The sequence below is a fragment of the Bradyrhizobium oropedii genome (assembly GCF_020889685.1).
Taxonomy (GTDB): Bacteria; Pseudomonadota; Alphaproteobacteria; order Rhizobiales; family Xanthobacteraceae; genus Bradyrhizobium; species Bradyrhizobium oropedii.
Map to the genome: position 1 here is coordinate 34,678 of NZ_JACMYO010000038.1, position 18,774 is coordinate 53,451.

The following is an 18,774-nucleotide window of genomic DNA, read 5'->3' on the forward strand; positions in this document are numbered from 1 at the left end:
GCCTTGAGTGCAATCGCGCCGGAGAAATCCGCTTTTTCTGAACCATGAGCTTCGAACGACGGGGCGTGCAGACGGAGCCGTTTTGTGCGCGGGGCGGAGCCTTGCCGAAATGCAGGAGTAATGATGTCGACCGACAACAAGAAGACGGTGATGGATCGCCGCACCTTGCTGCGTGCAGGCGCTGCCGCAGCCTTTGCCGCACCGATCGGCGCCTATAGCGCGCAGGCCTTCGCGCCGCGCCCGATCGCGCCGGCGATCGACTTCTCTGAATTCCCGGTCTGCAAGACAGCATCCGATGCGCCGCCGCTGACGGGCGCACCGCGCAAGCTGAAGCTGTCCTGGAACGCCGGCGCGGTCTGCCTCGCGCCGCTGCCGGTCGCGATCGATTATGGCTTCTTCCAGAAGCAGAACCTCGACGTCGAGCTCGTCAACTATTCCGGCTCGACCGACCAGCTGCTGGAGGCGATCGCCACCGGCAAGAGCGACGCCGGGCTCGGCATGGCGCTGCGCTGGCTGAAGCCGCTCGAGCAGGGCTTTGACGTCAAGATCGCCGCCGGCACCCATGGCGGCTGCATGCGGGTGCTGACCCGCACCAATTCCGGCGTCGACAAGCTCGCTGATCTCAAGGGCAAGATCGTCGCGGTCGGCGATCTCGCCGGTCCCGACAAGAACTTCTTCTCGATCCAGCTCTCAAAGCTCGGCATCGACCCGGTCAAGAATGTCGACTGGCGCGCCTATCCCGGCAATCTGCTCAATGTCGCGGTCGAGAAGGGCGAGGTGCAGGCCTTCCTGTCGTCGGACCCGCTGGCCTATCTCTGGCTGAAGGACGCGCAGTACAAGGAGGTCGCCTCCAACCTCGATGGCGAGTACCGCGACAAGAGCTGCTGCATCGTCGGCCTGCGCGGCAGTTTGGTCCGCGAAGAACCCCACGTCGCCCGCGCCATCACTCAGGCGCTGCTCGATGCTGCGATGTTCACCTCGCAGAACCCGGACAAGGCGGCGAAGTCGTTCCAGCCCTATGCGCCGAAGGCGGCGAGCCTCGCCGATCTCGAGGCGATGGCGCGCTACCACACCCATCACCATCATCCGACCGGCGAGGTGCTCAAGCGCGAGCTCAAGGGCTACGCCGACGACCTGAAATCGGTGCAGGTGTTCAAGCAGAGCACCGATACGGCTAAATTCGCGGAGCGGATCTATGTCGACGTATTCAGTGTCTGACACGACGGCAGCGGCTGCGCCGCGCGCCGCGGTCACGTTCTCGAACCTTTCCGGCAGCTACGGCGTCGGGCTTGCGGCGAGCCTCGCCTGGCTCGCGTTCGGCGCGTCGTGCCTGTATTGGCCCGACGTCGGCGATTGGTCGCGGACCTCCTCGCTCGGCATCGGCGCGATCGTCATCGCGGTTTTCATCCTGTTCGGCACGCTCAGCGCGGATTATCTCGGCAGCGCCGGGCAGGCACTGCGCAAGCGTGCGCCGTGGCTGCTGGCGTTCGGCGCCCTTGTCACGCTGTGGGAGGTCGCCACCGCGAAATTCGCGTGGCTGCCGCTGCCGTTCTTCCCGCCGCCACAGTCGATCCTCGAGGTCTACACCGACGATCTGCCAAGACTGCTCGACAGCGTGTTCGCCTCGATCAAGCTGCAACTCGGCGGCTACATCATCGGCGCGACGGTCGGCTTCGTCACCGGCGTCTCGATCGGCTGGTCGCAAAAGATCGGCTACTGGGTGCATCCGGTGCTGCGCTTCATCGGTCCGCTGCCGGCCACCGCCTGGTTGCCGATCGCCTTCTTCACCTTCCCGTCGAGCTGGAGCGCCTCGACCTTCCTGATCGCGCTCGCCACGGGATTTCCGGTGACGGTGCTGACCTGGTCGGGTGTGGCGAGCGTCAGCAGCGCCTATTACGATGTCGCGCGCACGCTCGGCGCCAAGCCGTCGTTCCTGGTGCTGAAGGTCGCGATCCCCGCGGCGCTGCCGCATGTCTTCGTCGGCCTGTTCATGGGGCTCGGCTCGTCCTTTGCGGTGCTCGTCGTTGCCGAGATGATCGGCGTCAAGGCCGGGCTCGGCTGGTACCTGCAATGGGCGCAGGGCTGGGCGGCCTATGCCAACATGTATGCGGCGCTGATCGTGATGTCGCTGCTCTGCTCCGGCGCGATCACGCTGCTGTTTCGCACCCGTGACCACCTGCTGGTCTGGCAGAAGGGCGTCGTCAAATGGTAGTGCAGTCCACCGCTGAAGCGATCACCTATCCCGCCGTCGGCGCCGAGCTCGACATCGAGGGCGTCAGCCACGCCTTCGACATCGATGGCGCCACGCTGCCGGTGCTCGACAATGTCAATCTCGCGATCGCGCCGGGCGAGTTCGTCGCGCTGCTCGGCCCGTCCGGCTGCGGCAAGTCGACCCTGCTGCGGCTGGTGGCCGGGCTGGAGAATCCACGCAGCGGCTCGCTGCGCGAGGATGAGGTCCGCATCACCGGCCCGCATCCGTCGCGCGTCGTCGTGTTCCAGGATCCGACGCTGTTTCCCTGGCGTACGGTCTGGGATAATGTGGCGCTCGGGCTGGAAGCGCAGGGCATTCTGAAAACGCAGCGACACAGGGTCGATGCCGTGCTCGAGCTGGTGGGCCTGTCCTCATTCCGCAACGCCTATCCGCATCAGCTGTCCGGCGGCATGGCGCAGCGCGTCGCGCTGGCGCGAGCGCTGGTCAACGATCCGAAGATCCTGGTGCTCGACGAGCCGCTCGGCAAGCTCGACTCGCTGACGCGGATCGCGATGCAGTCCGAGCTGGTGGCGCTGTGGCAGCGCAAAGGCTTCACCACGCTGCTCGTCACCCATGACGTCGAGGAGGCATTGGTGCTGGCCAACCGCGTCATCGTGCTCTCCGACCGCCCGGCGCGGATCAAGGCTGATATCGCGGTCGGGCGGCCATACCCGCGGCATCGCGGCGATCCCTATCTCGCGGAGCTGCGCAAGCAGATCCTCGGGCTGCTCGGACTGGAGGCGACGTGGTGACGACAGCAGCGAGGGAGCTGCCGCCTGCGGACGAGCCCGAATACATCGCGCGCGCGTTGCGGCTCGCGGAGGCGTTTGCCGCGCGCGCGCCCGCGCATGATCGCGACGCCAGCTTTCCGTTCGAGAATTTCTCCGATCTCTCCCGCGAAGGCCTGCTGGCGCTGACCGCGCCGGCGGCGCTCGGTGGCGGCGGGGCCGGTGCCCGCGATGCCACGCGCGTGCTCGGCATCATCGGCAAGGCCGATCCATCGACCGCGCTGGTGCTGTCGATGCATTACATCCAGCACCTGGTGATGGCGCGCAGCACACGCTGGCCGGGCCGGCTGTCGCGCAAGCTCGCCAGGGAGACGGTCGAAGGCGTGGCGCTGATCAACGCATTGCGCGTCGAGCCCGAACTCGGCTCGCCGGCGCGCGGCGGCCTGCCGGCGACCACGGCGCGCCGCACCGAGACCGGCTGGCGGCTGACCGGCCGCAAGATCTATTCGACCGGCGCGCCGATCCTGAAATGGTATTCGGTCTGGGCCAAGACCGACGAGCCCGACACCCGTGTCGGATTGTTTCTGGTTCCCGCCGGCCTGCCGGGAACGCGCATCGAAGAGACCTGGGATCATCTCGGCCTGCGCGCCAGCGGCAGCCACACGGTGATCTTCGACGACGTGGTGTTTCCGCTGGATTACGAGATCGACGTCCGCAGGCCCGACGACTGGAAGGTTCCTGACGTCACCCAGGCGACCGTGCACGCGATTTTCGTCGCCGCGATCTATGACGGCATCGGCCGTGCCGCCCGCGACTGGCTGGTCAAATTCCTGAAGGAGCGGGTGCCCGCCAATCTCGGCGCGCCGCTGGCGACCGTGCCGCGCATCCAGGAGGTCGTCGGCAGCATCGAGGCGCGTCTTGCGGTCAATGCCCGCCTGATCGACAGCTTCGCCGCCGATTTCGATAACGGCTTCCCGCTGTCCGCGATCGAGTCTAACATCATCAAGCTGACGGTGACCAATAACGCCGCAGCAGTGGTGGAGGATGCCTTGTCGCTGACCAGCAATCACGGCCTGTCGCGAACCAATCCGCTGGAGCGGCATTACCGCGACGTGCTGTGCGGACGCGTCCATACCCCGCAAGACGATGCCACCCGTGTCTCCGCCGGACGCCACGCGCTGGGCGTCTGAAAACAACAGCCAACAACAACGGAGTTGTCAGTCATGCCGGTCGAGTTCATCGGCTTCATCACCAACAACAATGCCTCCGAGACCATCGTCCGGTCCGGGCCGGTACTCGATCCGCCCTATATCGAGACGGTCGCCAAGGCCCATGAGCTGGCCGGCTTCGATCGCGCGCTGCTCGCGTTCCATTCGACGACGCCCGACGCGCTGCAGGTCGCGCAGCATGTCCTGACCATCACAAAATCGCTGAAGGTGATGATCGCGCAGCGCCCGGGCTTCACCGCGCCGACGCTCTTGGCGCGCAGCTTGCGACGCTGGACCAGTTCTATGGCGGCCGCGTCTCGCTGCACGTCATCACCGGCGGCAACGCCATCGAGCTGCGCCAGGACGGCAACACGCTCGACGACAAGGACGAGCGTTACGCCCGCACCAGCGAATTCCTCGACGTGGTGCGGCTGGAATGGACCTGCGAGAAGCCGTTCAACTACAGCGGCAAGTATTACAACGTCGAGAACGGCTTCTCGCAGGTGAAGCCGTTGCAGAAGGGCGGTGTCTACACCTTCGTCGGCGGCGGTTCGGATGCCGCGGTCGAGGTCGCGGGCAAGCATGCCGATACCTTCGCGCTGTGGGGTGAATCCTATGCGCAAGTGCGCGACGTCACCGCCCGGGTGCGCGTCGCGGCGGCCAGGCACGGCCGGCCGACGCCGCGCTTCAGCCTGTCGGTGCGACCGATCCTGGCCGACACCGAGGAGAAGGCGTGGGCGAAGGCCGAACATATCCTCGAGCGCGCCACCACGTTGCAGGACCAGACCGGTTATCGCCGGCCCAATCATGCGACCGACGGCGCCAAGCGGCTGCTCGCGCTCGCCGATCAGGGCACCCGCATCGACAAGCGGCTGTGGACCGAAATTGCGAAACTCACCGGCGCCAACAGCAACACGACCGCGCTGGTCGGCACGCCCGAGCAGGTCGCCGAGGTGTTTGCCGATTACTACGATCTCGGCGTCAGCCACTTCCTGATCCGCGGCTTCGATCCGCTGGTCGATGCCATCGACTACGGCCGCGAGCTGATCCCGCTGACCCGCAAGCTGATCGCCGCGCGCGACGAGCAGCGGGGGATCGCCGCCGAATGATCCGTCTCATCGTTGCGGCGGCGCTTGCGCTCGCCGCCATCGACGCGTCCTTCGCGCAGGCCACGCTACGCGTCGGCGACCAGAAGGGCAATTCGCAGGCCGTGATGGAAGCGGCCGGCGTGCTCAAGGACATCTCCTACAAGATCGAGTGGAAGGAGTTCGCCGCTGCCGCGCCGCTGCTGGAAGCGTTGGGTGCCGGTGCAATTGACACCGGTCTGGTCGGCGATGCGCCCTTCACCTTCGCGGCCGCCGCCAACGTCCCGGTCAAGGCGATCGCCGCGGTCAGACAGTCCGGTGAAGGACTGGCAGTCGTGGTGCCGGAGAATTCCGCCATCAAGAGCTTTGACGATCTGCGCGGCAAGAAGATCGCGACCGGCCGCGGCTCGATCGGCCATCAGCTGATCCTGGCGGCGCTGGAGTCGCGCGGCTGGAAAGCGAGCGACGTGCAGATCGTGTTCCTGGCGCCATCGGATGCCAAGGTCGCCTACACGCAAGGCTCGGTCGATGCCTGGTCGACCTGGGAGCCTTACGTGAGCCAGGAGGAGGTGCTGTTCAAATCGCGCCGCGTCATCACGGCCGACGGCATCACGCCCGGCCTCGGCTTCCAGGTCGCGACCCCTGACGCGATTAAGGCCAAGCGCGCCGAGCTCGAGGATTTCGTGCGCCGGCTCGCGACTGCCCGCGCATGGTCGCAGAATAATGTCGCGGGCTACGCCGCGACCTGGGGCAAATTGATGAACATCCCGCCCGCGGTACCGCTGAACTGGCTGGCGCGGGCCAAGATCCGGATCGCGCCGATTGACGACAGCGTGGTGGCCGACGAGCAGAAGACCATCGACCTCTACGACCGCTGGGGCCTGATCCGGCAAAAGGTCAACGCCGCCGACATCGTCGACCGGTCGTTTGGCGCCGCCGTGGAGAAGGGCGCCGGGCTTTGATCGAAGTGCGCGATCACGCGTAATTCCGTCACCCCCGCGCAACGGCTTCGCCGTTGTCGCTGGAGGAGCCGCGAAGCGGCGTCTCGAAGGGGCGACGGCCACGGACGGGGCCACGCATCCTTCGAGGCTCGCTGCGCTCGCACCTCCCAGCGACAAAGGCGAAGCCTTTGCGCGAGGATGACGTGGTCAGATACTTTCCGCCGTTTCGCTCCGCGCTCACTACCCGTGAGCGGATGCCGCCGCTAACGAACTCGTGATCGCAAAACATCCATTCGTTGGCGGGGAGCCGCGCGACAAGGAATTTTCCCGTCCCGTACCGGAGAGAACAGCAACGTTGCTATTTTCGCCGCGCCCTTGTCACTCCGGCTCGTGCCGCCAAGATCAAAAGCACGAACAATCGAGTCCGGGAGATCACCATGGGCCTTCAAGAAACTCGCATCGAGTCGCTGCCGTTTGTGACCGCTGAACTGAATTACCTCGCGCCGACGCCGGGCAAGCCCCGGACCTACGCTTTCGATCCGCCGCCCGGCGAACCCAAATCCACCGCGCTGCCCGAAGCCCACAACGTTCCGATTTTTGACGGGCGCTTGATATCAGACAGCTTCTCGCTCGACCGCGAGGGTTTTGCGCTGGTCAAGCATCCGACCGTCGTGAAGGATTATTACGACGACAACGAAGTCCGCAATGTCTACTATCCCGCCGTCGAAGCCTTCCTGAAGGCGACGCTGAAGGCGGACCGCGTGCTCATCTTCGATCACACCGTGCGCAAGCGCGTCGAGGGTGCGGCCGATATCCGCGGTGGCGGACCGCGCCAGCCGGCGACACGCGTCCATGTCGACCAGACTGCCATCTCCGGCCGCAACCGCGTGTTCGAGCATCTGCCCAACGAAGCCAATGAACTCGTCAAGGGCCGCGTCCAGGTGATCAATCTGTGGCGCCCGATCCGCGGTCCCCTGCGCGATTCACCGCTGGCGATGGCCGACGGCACTACGGTCGCGCCGGAGGATTTGATCGCCTCCGACCTGATCTATCCGAACCGCAGCGGCGAGACCTATTCGGTGAAGTACAATCCGAACCATCGCTGGTTCTACATTCCCGAGATGACGCCGGACGAGGCGATCCTCTTGAAATGCTACGACTCGGCAACCGACGGCCGCACGCGCTTTGGGCCGCATACGGCGTTTGTCGATCCGACCACGCCGGCGGATGCCGCGCCGCGCGAGAGCATCGAGCTGCGCACGCTGGTGTTCCATAAGCAGTAAGGGACGCAGTCTCCAAAAACTCGTCATGCCCGGGCTCGTCCCGGGCATCCACGTCTTTGGCCCGGCGTGAAGAAAGACGTAGATGGCCGGGACGTAGGCGAGCGGAAGCGACGCCGTCCTTCGGACGGCTATGCCCGGCCATGACGGCATGTGGGGCAACGAAAATTGCAATGCCTCCATAGTTGGCACCATCAGCCCAATAATGTTACGCCCGTCCCGAAAATGCTCGGGGAAGAGGCGAATCGTGGACGGCGTGGTGACTAAAGAAGAGGCGGGGATCGGGTTCCGTGCCCTGGTTCTGGCGCTTCTGGCATTGGCCTCCGGCCATATGCTGTCGACGCTGCTGCGGACGATCCCGGCGATCAGCCTCGATCTGATGGCACGGGATTTCGGCACCTCGCCGCAGGCGCTGGCGAGCCTCACCTCGATCTATCATTTCTCCTTTGCCGCCTCGCAGATCCCGGTCGGTGCCGCGATGGATCGCTTCGGCGTGCGGCCGGTGTCGCTGAGCCTGCTAGCCGGCACCGTGGTCGGAACGCTGGTTTCGGCGCTCGCCACTGGCCCCGCGAGCTTCGTGCTCGGGCAACTCATGCTCGGCGTCGCCACCTCGGGCATGCTGATGTGCCCGATGACGCTTGCGGCCAAGCAGATGTCGGCGGCGAAGTTCGGCCTGTGGTCCGGCCTGATCCTCTCGATCGGCAATATCGGCATGCTGCTGTCGGCAAGCCCGCTGGCCTTCGTGGTCGATCAGTTCGGTTGGCGTGCCGGCTTCTGGGTCTCGGCCGGCTACGGCATTGTCGTGCTGATCGCGGTGTTCGCGCTGGTGCCGCGGCAGCCGGCGGCGCATGCGGATGATTCCTCGCCGCTACGGCAGATGGCCGAGGTGCTGCGGCTCGGACTGTCGCGCGGCCTGCGCGGGTTGATCGCGCTGTCGCTGGTGTCGCTCGGCGCGTCGCTGACCTTGCGCGGCTTGTGGGGCGGACCGTGGCTGATGGATGTGAAGGGCTTGAGCCGCATCGAGGCCGGCAACGTGCTTGGCCTGTTCACGCTGGCGATGATCGTCGGTCCGGCCTGTATCGGCGCGTTCGATCGCAAGTTCGGGCACCGCCGTGCCATGGTGGCGTCCACGCATGCCATTGCCGCGCTGCTGCTGGTGCTGATGGCGGCGGGCGCGCCGCATTTCCCGGTCTCGAACATGCTGGGCGTGGCCGTGATGCCGACGCAATACGATCTGGTGCTGCTGATCCTGATCGGGCTCGCGACGTCGGCGCAGCCGCTGATCTACGGCATGACGCGGCAGCTCGTCGACGCCCAGAACACCGGCAAGGCGCTGTCGTCGGTCAATCTTGCGTTCTTCCTCGGCGCGGCGCTGCTGCAATCGAGCACCGCCGGCGTTGCGGCGCTGTTCGGGCTGCCGGCGGTGCTGCTGTTCATCGCCTTCGCGCTGGTGATCGGAACCGTGCTGTTCCTGGTCTACACCAAGGCGTAAATCTCTGTCCGGACTTAGATGGACTGTGCCTGCTTGCGGATCTCGTTGGCGAGCGGCTTCAGCTGCTCTGCCGCGCCCGGTCCCACGAGGCTGTAGCCCATGCCACCGTCGGCCCAGGAGAAACCGGCGACGTCGTTGCCTGAATGCGGCGCCATCGGTGCATTCTGGTCGGACGTCATCGGCCGCGTCAGCACGACCAAGCGCTCGCCGCGGTCGTCGTCATACATGAACATGGCGGCGGGGCCATGTGCGGTCGGCACCACGCGGCCGCCCATGAAACGGTAACCCGACTTGCTCAGGTCTGGCAGCTTGACCTGCTGACGCAACCGGCTGGAGACCCATGCCGCGAGTTCGGTGCTGTCGCGCAGCTCGACCGGCCGGGTCCGATCGGAGGCGTACACATGATAGGAATCGCTTGCCTCCTGGGCGAGCGCAGCAAGGCCGCCTGTCGGCGCCTCCGTCGCGCCGCGGATCGCCCAACCGCCGACACCCCCGATTGCGAGCATTAGCATCGCCGCGATCGCCCATCGGAACGAGGCGGGGCGGCGGCGCTTGCTCTCGATGATCCTGGACAGATTGAGCTGCGGCGGCAGCGGCTCCTCCGCGATCGGTGCCAACGCCGCACGCAGCATGCTGCGCTGGTCGGAAAAGGACGCAACACGCTGGGCCACATCCGGATGGCCTTCGAGATAGGCGGCGACCTCGGCCTGACGCTCCGCCTCGAGCGCATGGTCGACATAGGCATGCAGATCGTCCTCCGAGATCGGGCGATTGCTCATGGCTTGCTCCGCAACTGCACGACATTCCCCTGCTGGTTGTCCGCAGGTTTTTCCAGTTCCTGCTGCAATCTCTCACGTGCCCGCGACAGGCGCGACATCACGGTGCCGATGGGAATGTTGAGCACCTTGGCGGCCTCCGCATAGCTCAGGTCTTCGACGGCGATGAGCAGCAGCACTGCGCGCTGCTCCTCGGGAAGCTTTGCAAGCTTCGCGAGCACGTCCTGATAGATCAGCTGCTGTTCCTGCACCGCGTTCTGTCCGAATTCGTGCTCGCCCGCCTCGTCGATGCTGACGTGGCGGGCACGCGCGGCGGCGCCGCGGAACTGGTTGACCGCGAGGTTGTGCAGGATGGCAAACAGCCACGACTTCGGGCTGCCGGTGTCGCGCCGTTGCTCCCAATGACTGACGGCGCGCTCCAGGCAGTCCTGCACCAAATCGTCGGCGGCCGCGCGGTTGCGGACCAGCGCGCGCGCGTAGCGGCGCAAGGCTGGAATCACCGGTTCAATCTGGCGCAGCATGTCGTTCATGGCGCTTGCACCAGGACCACAGCTCCGAGCTTCGCCGGCTCGCCTGATGCGATGACGAGATAGCGCCGTTCGGCCTTGGCCGCGCTTTGTACGATCTGCCGGATCGGTCCAGTGGCGTTGACGATCGCCGAGCCCGCTGGGTTGGTCATGAGGGCTGCGAGCGGCTGCACCGATCCCGTCCCGTCGGCATGTTCCGCCAATCCTAGCACGTAGTGCTGCTTGGGTTCGAGCCCGGTGACCGACGCCTGCACCACCTGGATCAGGCCCTGGTCGAACAGCGAGACGCTGGTCGGCGGCTTGTCGCCCGTTGCATGCTGCTTTGGTACGAGCGCGAGGTGGGCGGCCTGGCCGGCGACGCCGAGGGCTTGCAGGTTCTGGCGATCATCGGGATTCGGCGCGGCGTTCGGCACGTATGCTATGGCTTGCGGCGCCTGGCCGATCGGGATGTTGGCGATCACCTTGTTGGTTGCGGTGTCGATCGCGGCCAGTGCATCGGCATTTTCAAGGCCGACATAGACCCGCGTGCCGTCGCCGGACGGCCAGATGCCATGCGGGAGGTTGCCGACGGGAATGGTCGCGATCTGCGAGAAGTCATCGGTGCGGAACACCTTGATCTCGTTGGTGCCGCCGACGGTGATGTAGGCGAAGGTGCCCTTGGCGGTCTTCGCGAAATTGACGTGGTTGGTGATCGGGCCGGTGTCGATCGTCTTGATCGGATTGAATGGCGGCTTCGCGTTGAACACCTGGGTCTTGCCCGTATCCTTCAGCGTGAACCAGACCTGCTCGCCATCAGGCGTGGCCGCGATGTTCGGGCAGAACGGGCTTTCCTGCTTCACCTTGGCGACGATCTGATGGTCGGCGACCGAGACCACGTCGGTCTCCGGATCGAACGACGAGCAGATGTAGCCGTATTTGCCGTCGGGCGAGAAGATCTGCATGCCTGGTCCCGGCGGCACCTCGATCCGCATCGTTTCCTTGAAGCTCGAGGCGTCGATCACCGAGATGTAATTCTCGCCGCGCACGGTGACCCACACCTCCTTGCCGTCAGGCGTGAAGAATGCCTCGTGCGGCGAACGCCCGACATAGGTGGTGTGCTTGACCGCGTTCGTCGCGGTGTCGATGAAGGTCACCGAGTTCGAGCCGATCGAAACGATCGCGAGCGTATGATGGTCGGGCGAAAAGCCCATGCCGTGGACCAGCACCTGTCCCTTGTAGAGCGGGCTGAAATTGCCGGGCTGCGGATCGCCGAGCCGGATCACGCCGAGCAGCTTGTTGTCGACGGGATCGGTGACCGACACGGTGTTGGAGAACTGTTCGGCGGCGTAGACGCGGTCGTGATGGCTGATCGGAATATCGGGCGAGGATGCGGCGTCCGGCGCCTGTCCGGCGAAAGCGGAACTTGACAGCGCGATCATGCTGGTGGCCAACAGGGCCTTCATGAGTTGGCTCGTCATCACTTGGGCTCCTGCTTCATCATGTCGTGGTGCATGTTCGTGTGATCGTGGATGGTTGCCGCCGGAGCAGGTTGCGCGCCGGGTTGGGTCGGGGCGGGCGTTGTGTCCGTGACCTTTTCGCCGATGGCGAGCTTCATGGCGTCGATTTCCTGGCGCTGCTCGACGATGATCTCCTGTGCGATCCGGCGCAGCCGCTCGTTCTTGCCGTAGCGGAGTTCGATCACGGCCATGTCGATCGCACCCTGGTGATGCGGCGTCATCATCGCGACGAAGTCGCGATCGATATCGCCGCTCGGCCTGGCCGCCATGTCATTCATCATCTTGGTCATCGCCGCATCGTTCTCGGCGAGGAAGGCGCTCTCCTCAGTCGACTGCGCGCTCTGCGCCGGTTGATGCGCCTCTTGCGCGAGCGCCACTGGGGAGAGAGCAACGGCAAACAGTACACGCGCGCCGAGCAACGCGGCACCGATGCCGGGTCTGAAGAATCGCAGGATCATCACGTTCACCCTGAAAGTTGGCTGGCACGGGTGGGACGCGGGGCGGCGAATTCTATTCCGTCGGAGGGGTGAAGATTCGTGCCGATCACGAATTACTGAATGGCGGAATAAATTCTTTGCCCCCGCGCCGCGGTTTGCGATCTGGAAGCGTCTGGTTATAAGAGGGAATTCCGGTTTCGGTTGACCGGTTCCTCGATCCTCTCTGCGCGATCCCACGCGCCAATAAGGGCCAAGATGTCCGCCAAGATCGATCCGATCACCCGCTCCGTCGTCCAGCACCGCCTGTCGTCGATCGTGAAGGAGATGGGCGAGGCCATGCTTCGCACCTCCTATTCGCAGATCCTCAATTCCAGCCGCGATTTCTCGCTGGCGATCTGCGACACCAGCGGGCGGCTGATCGCGCAGGCCGATCACATCCCGGTGCATGTCGGCGCTCTGCCGTGGGCGACGCTGGCGGTCGAGGAACGCTTCAAGGATGTCGCGCCCGGCGACGTCATCCTGCTCAACGATCCCTATCAGGGCGGCAGCCACCTGCCTGATCTCACGGCCTTCGTGCCGGTGTTCGACGGCGGCAAGCGATTGCTCTGGACCATCGTGCGCGCGCACCAGAGCGATATCGGCGGCGCCACCCATGGCGCCTACAATCCCGCCGCAACCGAGATCTATCAGGAAGGCATCCGGATTCCGCCGATCAAGCTCTACGAGGCCGGCAAGCCGCGTGAGGATCTGCTCGATCTGCTGGCGCTCAACATCCGCAACCCCCGGGAATTCCGCGGCGACCTCGCGGCGATGCTGGGCGCCGCGCATCTGGGCGAGCGCCGGGTTGCAAAACTGTTCAGCGAATTCGGCGCGGAGACCGTCGAGGCCGCGATCGAAGCGATCCTCGATGCCACTGAGCAGCAGACCCGCGCCGTGGTATCGTCCTGGAGGGACGGCGTGTTCTATGGCGAAGCGCTGCTCGATGATGACGGCCACGGCCGCACCGATATCAAGATCGCCGCCAAGGTGACCAAGCAGGGCAGCGACATCGAGGTCGATCTCACCGGCTCCGATCCGCAATCGACGAGTTTTGTAAACTCGTCGCACGCCAACATGCAGGCCGCGGTCGCGATGGCCTTTGCCTATCTGATCGATGCCGATATCCCGAAGAACACCGGCGCGCTGCGGCCGCTGAAAGTGGTGGCGAAGCAGGGCACGATTGTGTGGGCCGATCCCGGCCGTCCGGTGACGCTGTGCACCAGCCATCCCTCCAACGAGATCGTGGAAGCGATCATCAAGGCGATGTCGGCCTCCTGCCCGGATCGCGTGATGGGCGGCTGGGGCCGCCGCTTCCGCATCGCGATCCAGGGCGAGGATCCACGCAACGGACGCAATTTCATCTGGCACATGTTCCAGGCGCGGCCCGGCGGCGGCGCATCACCGGGCGGCGATGGCTATTCCTCGATCGGCGAATGGCACTCGGTCGGCGGTCTCAAATTCGGCAGCATCGAGGTTGCCGAGGTGCGCTTTCCCCTGCATTTCCGCCAGCATGAGTTCCGGCCGGATTCCGGCGGCGACGGCCAGCATCGCGGCGGTCTTGGCGTGGCGCTCGACATGGTGCTGGAGACGGCAAAGCCGGCCAAGGGCAACACCGCCGGCGACGGCGCGCGGCACGGCCCCTGCGGCATGCTCGGCGGCAAGGACGGCGAGCCGCATCATTACCGGCTGCTTTCGGAAGGACATGAGCCGCGCGTGTTGAAGACCAAGGAGGTCGGCATCGAGCTGCGTCCCGGCGACTGCCTTGAGATCCGATCGTCTGGTGGTGGCGGCTGGGGTCCGTCAGAGAAGCGCTCGGCGGAGGCGCGGGCGCGCGACGTCGCGCAGGGTCTGGTTTCGAAGGCGGTATAGGGCAGCGATGTACACGATTGGGGTCGACGTCGGCGGCACTTACACCGACCTGGTTGCAACTGACAAAACCGGGCGCACGGTTTTCGCGAAATCGCCGTCCACGCCGGCCGATCAGTCGGTCGGGGTCATGGCGGGACTGGAAGAGCTGGCGCGCCGCCTCGGCGTCACGCGCGCGGCGATGCTGGCTGCGACCGACCGCCTGGTGCACGGCACGACCGTTGCGACCAATGCGCTGCTGGAACGCAAGGGCGCCAAAGTCGCGCTGCTGACCACCGAGGGCCATCGCGACGTCGTCGAGATGCGCGAAGGGCTGAAGCCGGATCGCTACGATCTGCGTACGCCGCCGCCGGAGCCGCTGGTGCCGCGCGAGCGCCGCTTCGGCGTGCGCGAGCGGCTGAAGGCCGACGGCAGCGCCGCGGTTGCGCTGGATGGCGCTGCGCTCGGCGATGTCATCGCGGAAGTGAAACGATCGGGTGCGAATTCGGTCGCGGTCTGCTTCCTGCACGCCTATCTCAACCCGGCGCATGAGCTCGCCGCGGTCGAGCGGCTGGCGAAGGAATTGCCCGAAGTCAGTGTGTCGCGCTCGAGCGACGTGCTGCCGCAGATCAAGGAATATGAGCGCGTCTCGACCACGATCGTGAACGCCTATGTCGAGCCGACGGTGCGGCGCTATCTCACCAATCTGGAGCGCAGCCTGCATGAGGCCGGCTTCAAGGGCTCGCTGTTCGTCGTGCTGTCGCATGGCGGCATGGCGCCGGTGGAAGAAGCTTCGCGACTTGCCGCGGGCACCGTGCTGTCGGGCCCGGCCGGCGGCATCTCCGGCAGCCGCCGCTGCGCCGAGATGCTTGGGATCCCCGATCTCGTGCCGTTCGACATGGGCGGCACCTCGACCGATATTTCGCTGATCGCTGACGGCGCGGCTTCGCTCTCGGCCGACGGCATGCTCGCGGGCCAGCGCATCGCGCTGCGCAGCCTCGACATCGCCAGCATTGCGGCCGGCGGAGGGTCGATCGCAAGCGTTGACGGCAGCCGCACGCTGCGCGTGGGGCCGGAGAGCGCCGGCTCGGTACCGGGGCCGGCCTGTTACGGCAATGGCGGCACGGCTGCTACCGTCACCGACGCCAATGTCGTGCTCGGCTATCTCGATGCCGCGGCCTTCATGGGCGGCGCGCGGCCGCTCGATCGCGCGGCGTCGGAAGCTGCTGTCGACCGGATTGCGGAAGCGCTCGAGCTGTCGCGGATCGAGGCCGCCGCGGGCATCTACAAGATGATCAATCTGAAGATGGCTGACGGCATCCGCCTGATGACGCTGCGCCGCGGCGTCGATCCGCGCAAATTCGCGCTGCTCAGCTTCGGCGGCGCCGCCGGCATGCATGCCGCCGAAGTCGCGCGCGAGCTCGAGATCAAGCGCATCATCGTGCCGACGGTTGCCTCGGTGCTGTCGGCCTGGGGCATGCTGACCAGCGATCTGCGTTACGAGGTCAGCCGCACGCATTATGGTACGGGTCGGATCTCCGCCGACGAGGTGAGGGCGCTGTTCGCCGGGCTGGAGCAGCAGGCGGCCGGCCGGCTGCGCGACTGGTTCAAGGGCGACATCGCGATCGAGCGCTCGGCCGAGATGCGCTATGGCGAGCAGGTGTTCGAGATCGACGTGCCGCTCGGCGATCTCGATCTCGGCGCCGCGGATCTGGTCGCGCAGATCGAGGAGCGCTTCCATCGCCGCCACGAGGAGCTCTACACCTATGCCTCGCGCGGCCAGGAGGTGGTGTTCGTCAATGCGCGCGTCGCTGCGGTCGGCAAGGTCGCGCCCCGCGGCGGCGATGCCGGGGAGGCCGCATCGGCTGTGCCCTGCGCGCCGCGTAGTAAGCGGCAGGCCTGGCTCGGTGCCTGGCGCGAGGTGCCGGTCTATGCGCTCGATGATCTCAAGCCCGGTCATTCGCTGGCCGGTCCCGCCATCATCGAGGCGGAAACCACGACGGTGCTGGTCGACAGCGGCGACCGCGTCACGGTCAATACGCTGGGCTGGCTCGACATAACATTGCGCTGAGGTCCGCTTCCGCCATCAACATTTCATTTTTCCGGCATTGGCTAGGGCGATAAGCTCCGCTCGCTGGGAGGGAGCGCCGGCCTGCTGCCGGCGTTTGTGGCGATGTTGATGCAAACGAAGCGACAAACTGCACTTTCGATATGTCTTGCGCTCGCGGCTGTTCTCGCGGCGGCGCCGTTGCGCGCGCAGCAGGCGCAGACGGCGGCCGGCAGTGATATCCGCGTCGGCAATGTCATGCCCTACACCGGGCCGCTCGCCGCGTTCGCGACCATCGGGCGGGCGGAAGCGGCCTATTTCGACATGGTCAACGAGCATGGCGGCATCAACGGCCGCAAGGTCAAGTTCGTCTCGGTCGATGACAGCTCCAATCCGAAGACCGCGATGGAGCAGACCCGCGATCTCGTCGAGAAGCAGGACGTGCTGTTGATGTTCGGCTCGTTCGGCACGCCGAGCAACCTCGCGGTGCGGAAGTATCTCAACGAGAAGAATATCCCGCAGCTGTTCGTCGCTTCCGGCGACGAAGAGTGGGCGCATCCGAGAGCCTTCCCCTGGACCATGGGCTGGCAGCCGACCTTCCGTGCCGAAGGGCAGATCTACGCCAACTACATCCAGGCCGCCTATCCCTCGCGCAAGATCGCGGTGCTCTGGCAGAACGACCAGTTCGGCCGCGACCTGTTCAGGGGATTGCAGGAAGGGCTCGGCGACACCGCAGGGATGATCGTCGCCGATCTCGCCTTCGACGCATCGGAGACCGCGATCCAGAACCAGATCGGTATTCTGAAAAACTCCGGCGCCGACATCCTCGTGTTCGACGGCGCGCCTGCGATCGCGGCGCGCGCAATCCGCGTGGCCGCCGACCTCGACTGGCATCCGGTGTTCATCCTCGACAATGCGTCGGCCTCGATCGCCAGCGCGTTGCGGCCGGCGGGCCTGCAAAACTCACTGGGCGTGATCTCGACCTCGTTCCTGAAGGACGCCGGCGATGCGTCCTGGAAGAACGACCCGCAGATCAAGGCGTGGCTCGCCTTCATGGACAGATATTTCCCCGACGGCGACAAGGACGACATCTATGCCGTGTTCGGCTATGCCGCCGCCGACACGCTGATGCAGGTGCTGCGCCAGTGCGGCGACGACCTGTCGCGCGACAACATCATGCGGCAGGCCGCCTCGCTGAAGGACTACCAGAGCCCGATCGCGCTGCCGGGGATTGTGATCAACACCGGGCCGAAGGATTTCCGCCCGATCAAGCAGATGCGGCTGGTGCAGTTTGACGGCACCGCCTGGCAGCCGATCGGCGACGTGATCGAGAGCGCGTTCACGGCGGTGCGGGAGGATAACTAAGCACCGCCGCCGTTCTATCACCGTCACCCTGAGGAGGCCGCGCTGCGGCCGTCTCGAAGGGTCGACGGCCCGGCTGGCGGCCGTGCATCCGTCGAGGCTCGCTCCGCTCGCACCTCAGGATGACGGTGATGGGCGCAGTGCTTCCCCTCCATCGTAATGCGTCGTCCCGGCGAAGGCCGGGACCCATTACCCCAACTCTCAGTTGTTTGGCACCGCTGGGGGTGACAATCCTTTTCACACCACACAGCGGTGGTTATGGGTCCCGGCCTTCGCCGGGACGACGATGTGGAGAGACCTACTTCTTCAGCCCGTAATTCAGCAGCCCGCCCTTGTTCTTCGGCGGATGCGCGCGCAGGCCTTCCTCGTTCGGCTCGGTGCCCCAGCCCGGACGGTCCGGAATCACGAGATGGCCGTCGACGAACTCGGGCACGTGGGTGAACAGCTCGTGGTCCCACGCGAGCCGATCGATGTCGGTCTCCATGATCCGCAAATTCGGCACGGCCGCGCAGAAATGCGCGTTCATCATGGTGCAGAGGTGGCCGTAGAAGTTATGCGGCGCGACGTTGACCTCGAAATGCTCGGCGGCCGCGGCGATCTTCATCGACTGCCAGACCCCGTTCCACGGCGTGTCGATGATCGCGACATCCACCGCCTGCTCGGTGAAATAGGGCAGGAACTCGCGCAGGCCGAGCAGCGTCTCGCATGACGAGATCGGGTGCGGGCTCTGGCGACGGATATAGCCGAGCGCCTGCGGGTTGAAGGTGTCGATCTCGACCCAGAACATGTCCATCTTCTCGATCGCGCGTAGGATCTTGAGATAGCCTTCGGTCTTGGCGTTGAAGTTGAGGTCGAGCAGCAGATCGACATCCGGCCCCGCGCCGTCGCGGATCGCCTCCAGATGCATGCAGAGATTGCGCAGCACGGTGCGGTCGATATTGATCTCGGGCTGGAACGGTGAGCCGAACCCGGGTCGCCAGCCCATCGGCTTGCCGTCGGTGTAGACGAAGATATTGGTCTTCATCGCCGTGAATTTCTTCTCGCGCACCTCGGCGCCGATCGCCTTGACGCCGTCGAGATCGGTGATTGGCGGCTTGTACCAGTCGGGGTGATTGATGCGCCAGGTCGCGCAATGCGACCAGTAGACCCGGACGCGGTCGCGGATCTTGCCGCCGAGCAGGTCGTAGCAGGGCACGCCGAGCGCCTTCGCCTTGACGTCGAGCAGCGCGTTCTCGATCGCCCCGAGCGCCAGCGCCACCA

15 protein-coding genes and 1 pseudogene are annotated in these 18,774 nt (G+C 65.6%); 11 read left to right on the plus strand and 5 right to left on the minus strand.

Translation table 11 applies throughout. The features are described from left to right. Nucleotides 1-120 precede the first annotated feature (120 nt). The 8 genes and pseudogenes from H8A95_RS13370 (at nt 121) to H8A95_RS13405 (ending at nt 8,985) form a co-directional block, all read left to right on the plus strand. Complete coding sequence (locus H8A95_RS13370; RefSeq protein ID WP_420839382.1) at nt 121-1,218, plus strand: ABC transporter substrate-binding protein; 1,098 nt, start codon at nt 121-123, stop codon at nt 1,216-1,218. Further along, on the plus strand, nt 1,196-2,212 hold the full coding sequence (locus tag H8A95_RS13375) for an ABC transporter permease (protein ID WP_229183594.1): 1,017 nt from the start codon (nt 1,196-1,198) through the stop codon (nt 2,210-2,212). The genes H8A95_RS13370 and H8A95_RS13375 overlap by 23 nt, the downstream gene beginning before the upstream one ends. Continuing rightward, nucleotides 2,206-3,003, plus strand: coding sequence for an ABC transporter ATP-binding protein (locus tag H8A95_RS13380; RefSeq protein WP_229183595.1), 798 nt, complete (start codon nt 2,206-2,208; stop codon nt 3,001-3,003). The genes H8A95_RS13375 and H8A95_RS13380 overlap by 7 nt, the downstream gene beginning before the upstream one ends. Continuing rightward, nucleotides 2,997-4,169: an acyl-CoA dehydrogenase family protein gene (locus H8A95_RS13385; RefSeq protein WP_229183596.1), complete on the plus strand. Its 1,173-nt coding sequence runs from the start codon at nt 2,997-2,999 to the stop codon at nt 4,167-4,169. Before H8A95_RS13380 ends, H8A95_RS13385 begins: the two co-directional genes overlap by 7 nt. 33 nt (nt 4,170-4,202) lie before the next feature. Further along, a pseudogene (locus H8A95_RS13390) lies at nt 4,203-5,296 on the plus strand (LLM class flavin-dependent oxidoreductase). After that, complete coding sequence (locus H8A95_RS13395) at nt 5,293-6,234, plus strand: ABC transporter substrate-binding protein (RefSeq protein ID WP_229183597.1); 942 nt, start codon at nt 5,293-5,295, stop codon at nt 6,232-6,234. The pseudogene H8A95_RS13390 and the gene H8A95_RS13395 overlap by 4 nt, the downstream one beginning before the upstream one ends. A gap of 416 nt (nt 6,235-6,650) precedes the next feature. Beyond that, on the plus strand, nt 6,651-7,496 hold the full coding sequence (locus H8A95_RS13400; RefSeq protein WP_229183598.1) for a CmcJ/NvfI family oxidoreductase: 846 nt from the start codon (nt 6,651-6,653) through the stop codon (nt 7,494-7,496). A 253-nt stretch (nt 7,497-7,749) separates the two neighbouring features. Continuing rightward, complete coding sequence (locus H8A95_RS13405) at nt 7,750-8,985, plus strand: MFS transporter (RefSeq protein WP_229183613.1); 1,236 nt, start codon at nt 7,750-7,752, stop codon at nt 8,983-8,985. A 14-nt stretch (nt 8,986-8,999) separates the two neighbouring features. Here the strand turns inward: H8A95_RS13405 and H8A95_RS13410 are convergent, their stop codons facing one another. Genes H8A95_RS13410 through H8A95_RS13425 form a run of 4 tightly spaced genes read right to left on the minus strand, consistent with a single transcriptional unit; the run spans nt 9,000 to nt 12,242 of the window. Then, complete coding sequence (locus tag H8A95_RS13410) at nt 9,000-9,764, minus strand: anti-sigma factor family protein (RefSeq protein ID WP_229183599.1); 765 nt, start codon at nt 9,762-9,764, stop codon at nt 9,000-9,002. Next, nucleotides 9,761-10,291 (minus strand): RNA polymerase sigma factor, encoded by a 531-nt coding sequence (locus H8A95_RS13415; RefSeq protein ID WP_229183600.1) that lies wholly within the window; start codon nt 10,289-10,291, stop codon nt 9,761-9,763. The genes H8A95_RS13410 and H8A95_RS13415 overlap by 4 nt, the downstream gene beginning before the upstream one ends. After that, nucleotides 10,288-11,745, minus strand: a complete 1,458-nt coding sequence (locus tag H8A95_RS13420; RefSeq protein ID WP_229183601.1) for a YncE family protein — start codon at nt 11,743-11,745, stop codon at nt 10,288-10,290. The genes H8A95_RS13415 and H8A95_RS13420 overlap by 4 nt, the downstream gene beginning before the upstream one ends. After that, on the minus strand, nt 11,745-12,242 hold the full coding sequence (locus tag H8A95_RS13425; protein ID WP_229183602.1) for a DUF305 domain-containing protein: 498 nt from the start codon (nt 12,240-12,242) through the stop codon (nt 11,745-11,747). The genes H8A95_RS13420 and H8A95_RS13425 overlap by 1 nt, the downstream gene beginning before the upstream one ends. A gap of 234 nt (nt 12,243-12,476) precedes the next feature. Here H8A95_RS13425 and H8A95_RS13430 point away from each other — a divergent pair, with 234 nt between their 5' ends. The 3 genes from H8A95_RS13430 to H8A95_RS13440 all read left to right on the plus strand — a co-directional run bounded on the left by H8A95_RS13430 (nt 12,477) and on the right by H8A95_RS13440 (nt 17,517). Next, entirely contained in the window at nt 12,477-14,129 is a 1,653-nt protein-coding gene (locus H8A95_RS13430) for a hydantoinase B/oxoprolinase family protein (RefSeq protein WP_229183603.1), read from the plus strand. 7 nt (nt 14,130-14,136) lie between these two features. Beyond that, nucleotides 14,137-16,176, plus strand: a complete 2,040-nt coding sequence (locus H8A95_RS13435) for a hydantoinase/oxoprolinase family protein (RefSeq protein WP_229183604.1) — start codon at nt 14,137-14,139, stop codon at nt 16,174-16,176. Between the two features lie 102 nt (nt 16,177-16,278). After that, the gene (locus H8A95_RS13440; RefSeq protein ID WP_229183605.1) at nt 16,279-17,517 is read left to right on the plus strand and encodes an ABC transporter substrate-binding protein; all 1,239 of its coding nucleotides are present in this window, start codon (nt 16,279-16,281) and stop codon (nt 17,515-17,517) included. A 295-nt stretch (nt 17,518-17,812) separates the two neighbouring features. Here the strand turns inward: H8A95_RS13440 and H8A95_RS13445 are convergent. Continuing rightward, nucleotides 17,813-18,774: mandelate racemase/muconate lactonizing enzyme family protein (locus tag H8A95_RS13445; RefSeq protein WP_229183606.1), on the minus strand; the 962-nt coding region annotated here is incomplete at its 5' end.

What these genes read in the sequence shown, in the direction of transcription:
- H8A95_RS13370 (WP_420839382.1), top strand. Translation starts at nt 121, where the DNA reads ATGATGTCGACCGACAACAAGAAGACGGTGATGGATCGCCGCACCTTG.
- H8A95_RS13420 (WP_229183601.1), bottom strand. Translation starts at nt 11,745, where the DNA reads ATGACGAGCCAACTCATGAAGGCCCTGTTGGCCACCAGCATGATCGCG.
- H8A95_RS13435 (WP_229183604.1), top strand. Translation starts at nt 14,137, where the DNA reads ATGTACACGATTGGGGTCGACGTCGGCGGCACTTACACCGACCTGGTT.
- H8A95_RS13395 (WP_229183597.1), top strand. Translation starts at nt 5,293, where the DNA reads ATGATCCGTCTCATCGTTGCGGCGGCGCTTGCGCTCGCCGCCATCGAC.
- H8A95_RS13375 (WP_229183594.1), top strand. Translation starts at nt 1,196, where the DNA reads ATGTCGACGTATTCAGTGTCTGACACGACGGCAGCGGCTGCGCCGCGC.
- H8A95_RS13380 (WP_229183595.1), top strand. Translation starts at nt 2,206, where the DNA reads ATGGTAGTGCAGTCCACCGCTGAAGCGATCACCTATCCCGCCGTCGGC.
- H8A95_RS13430 (WP_229183603.1), top strand. Translation starts at nt 12,477, where the DNA reads ATGTCCGCCAAGATCGATCCGATCACCCGCTCCGTCGTCCAGCACCGC.
- H8A95_RS13415 (WP_229183600.1), bottom strand. Translation starts at nt 10,291, where the DNA reads ATGAACGACATGCTGCGCCAGATTGAACCGGTGATTCCAGCCTTGCGC.
- H8A95_RS13410 (WP_229183599.1), bottom strand. Translation starts at nt 9,764, where the DNA reads ATGAGCAATCGCCCGATCTCGGAGGACGATCTGCATGCCTATGTCGAC.
- H8A95_RS13400 (WP_229183598.1), top strand. Translation starts at nt 6,651, where the DNA reads ATGGGCCTTCAAGAAACTCGCATCGAGTCGCTGCCGTTTGTGACCGCT.
- H8A95_RS13425 (WP_229183602.1), bottom strand. Translation starts at nt 12,242, where the DNA reads ATGATCCTGCGATTCTTCAGACCCGGCATCGGTGCCGCGTTGCTCGGC.
- H8A95_RS13440 (WP_229183605.1), top strand. Translation starts at nt 16,279, where the DNA reads ATGTTGATGCAAACGAAGCGACAAACTGCACTTTCGATATGTCTTGCG.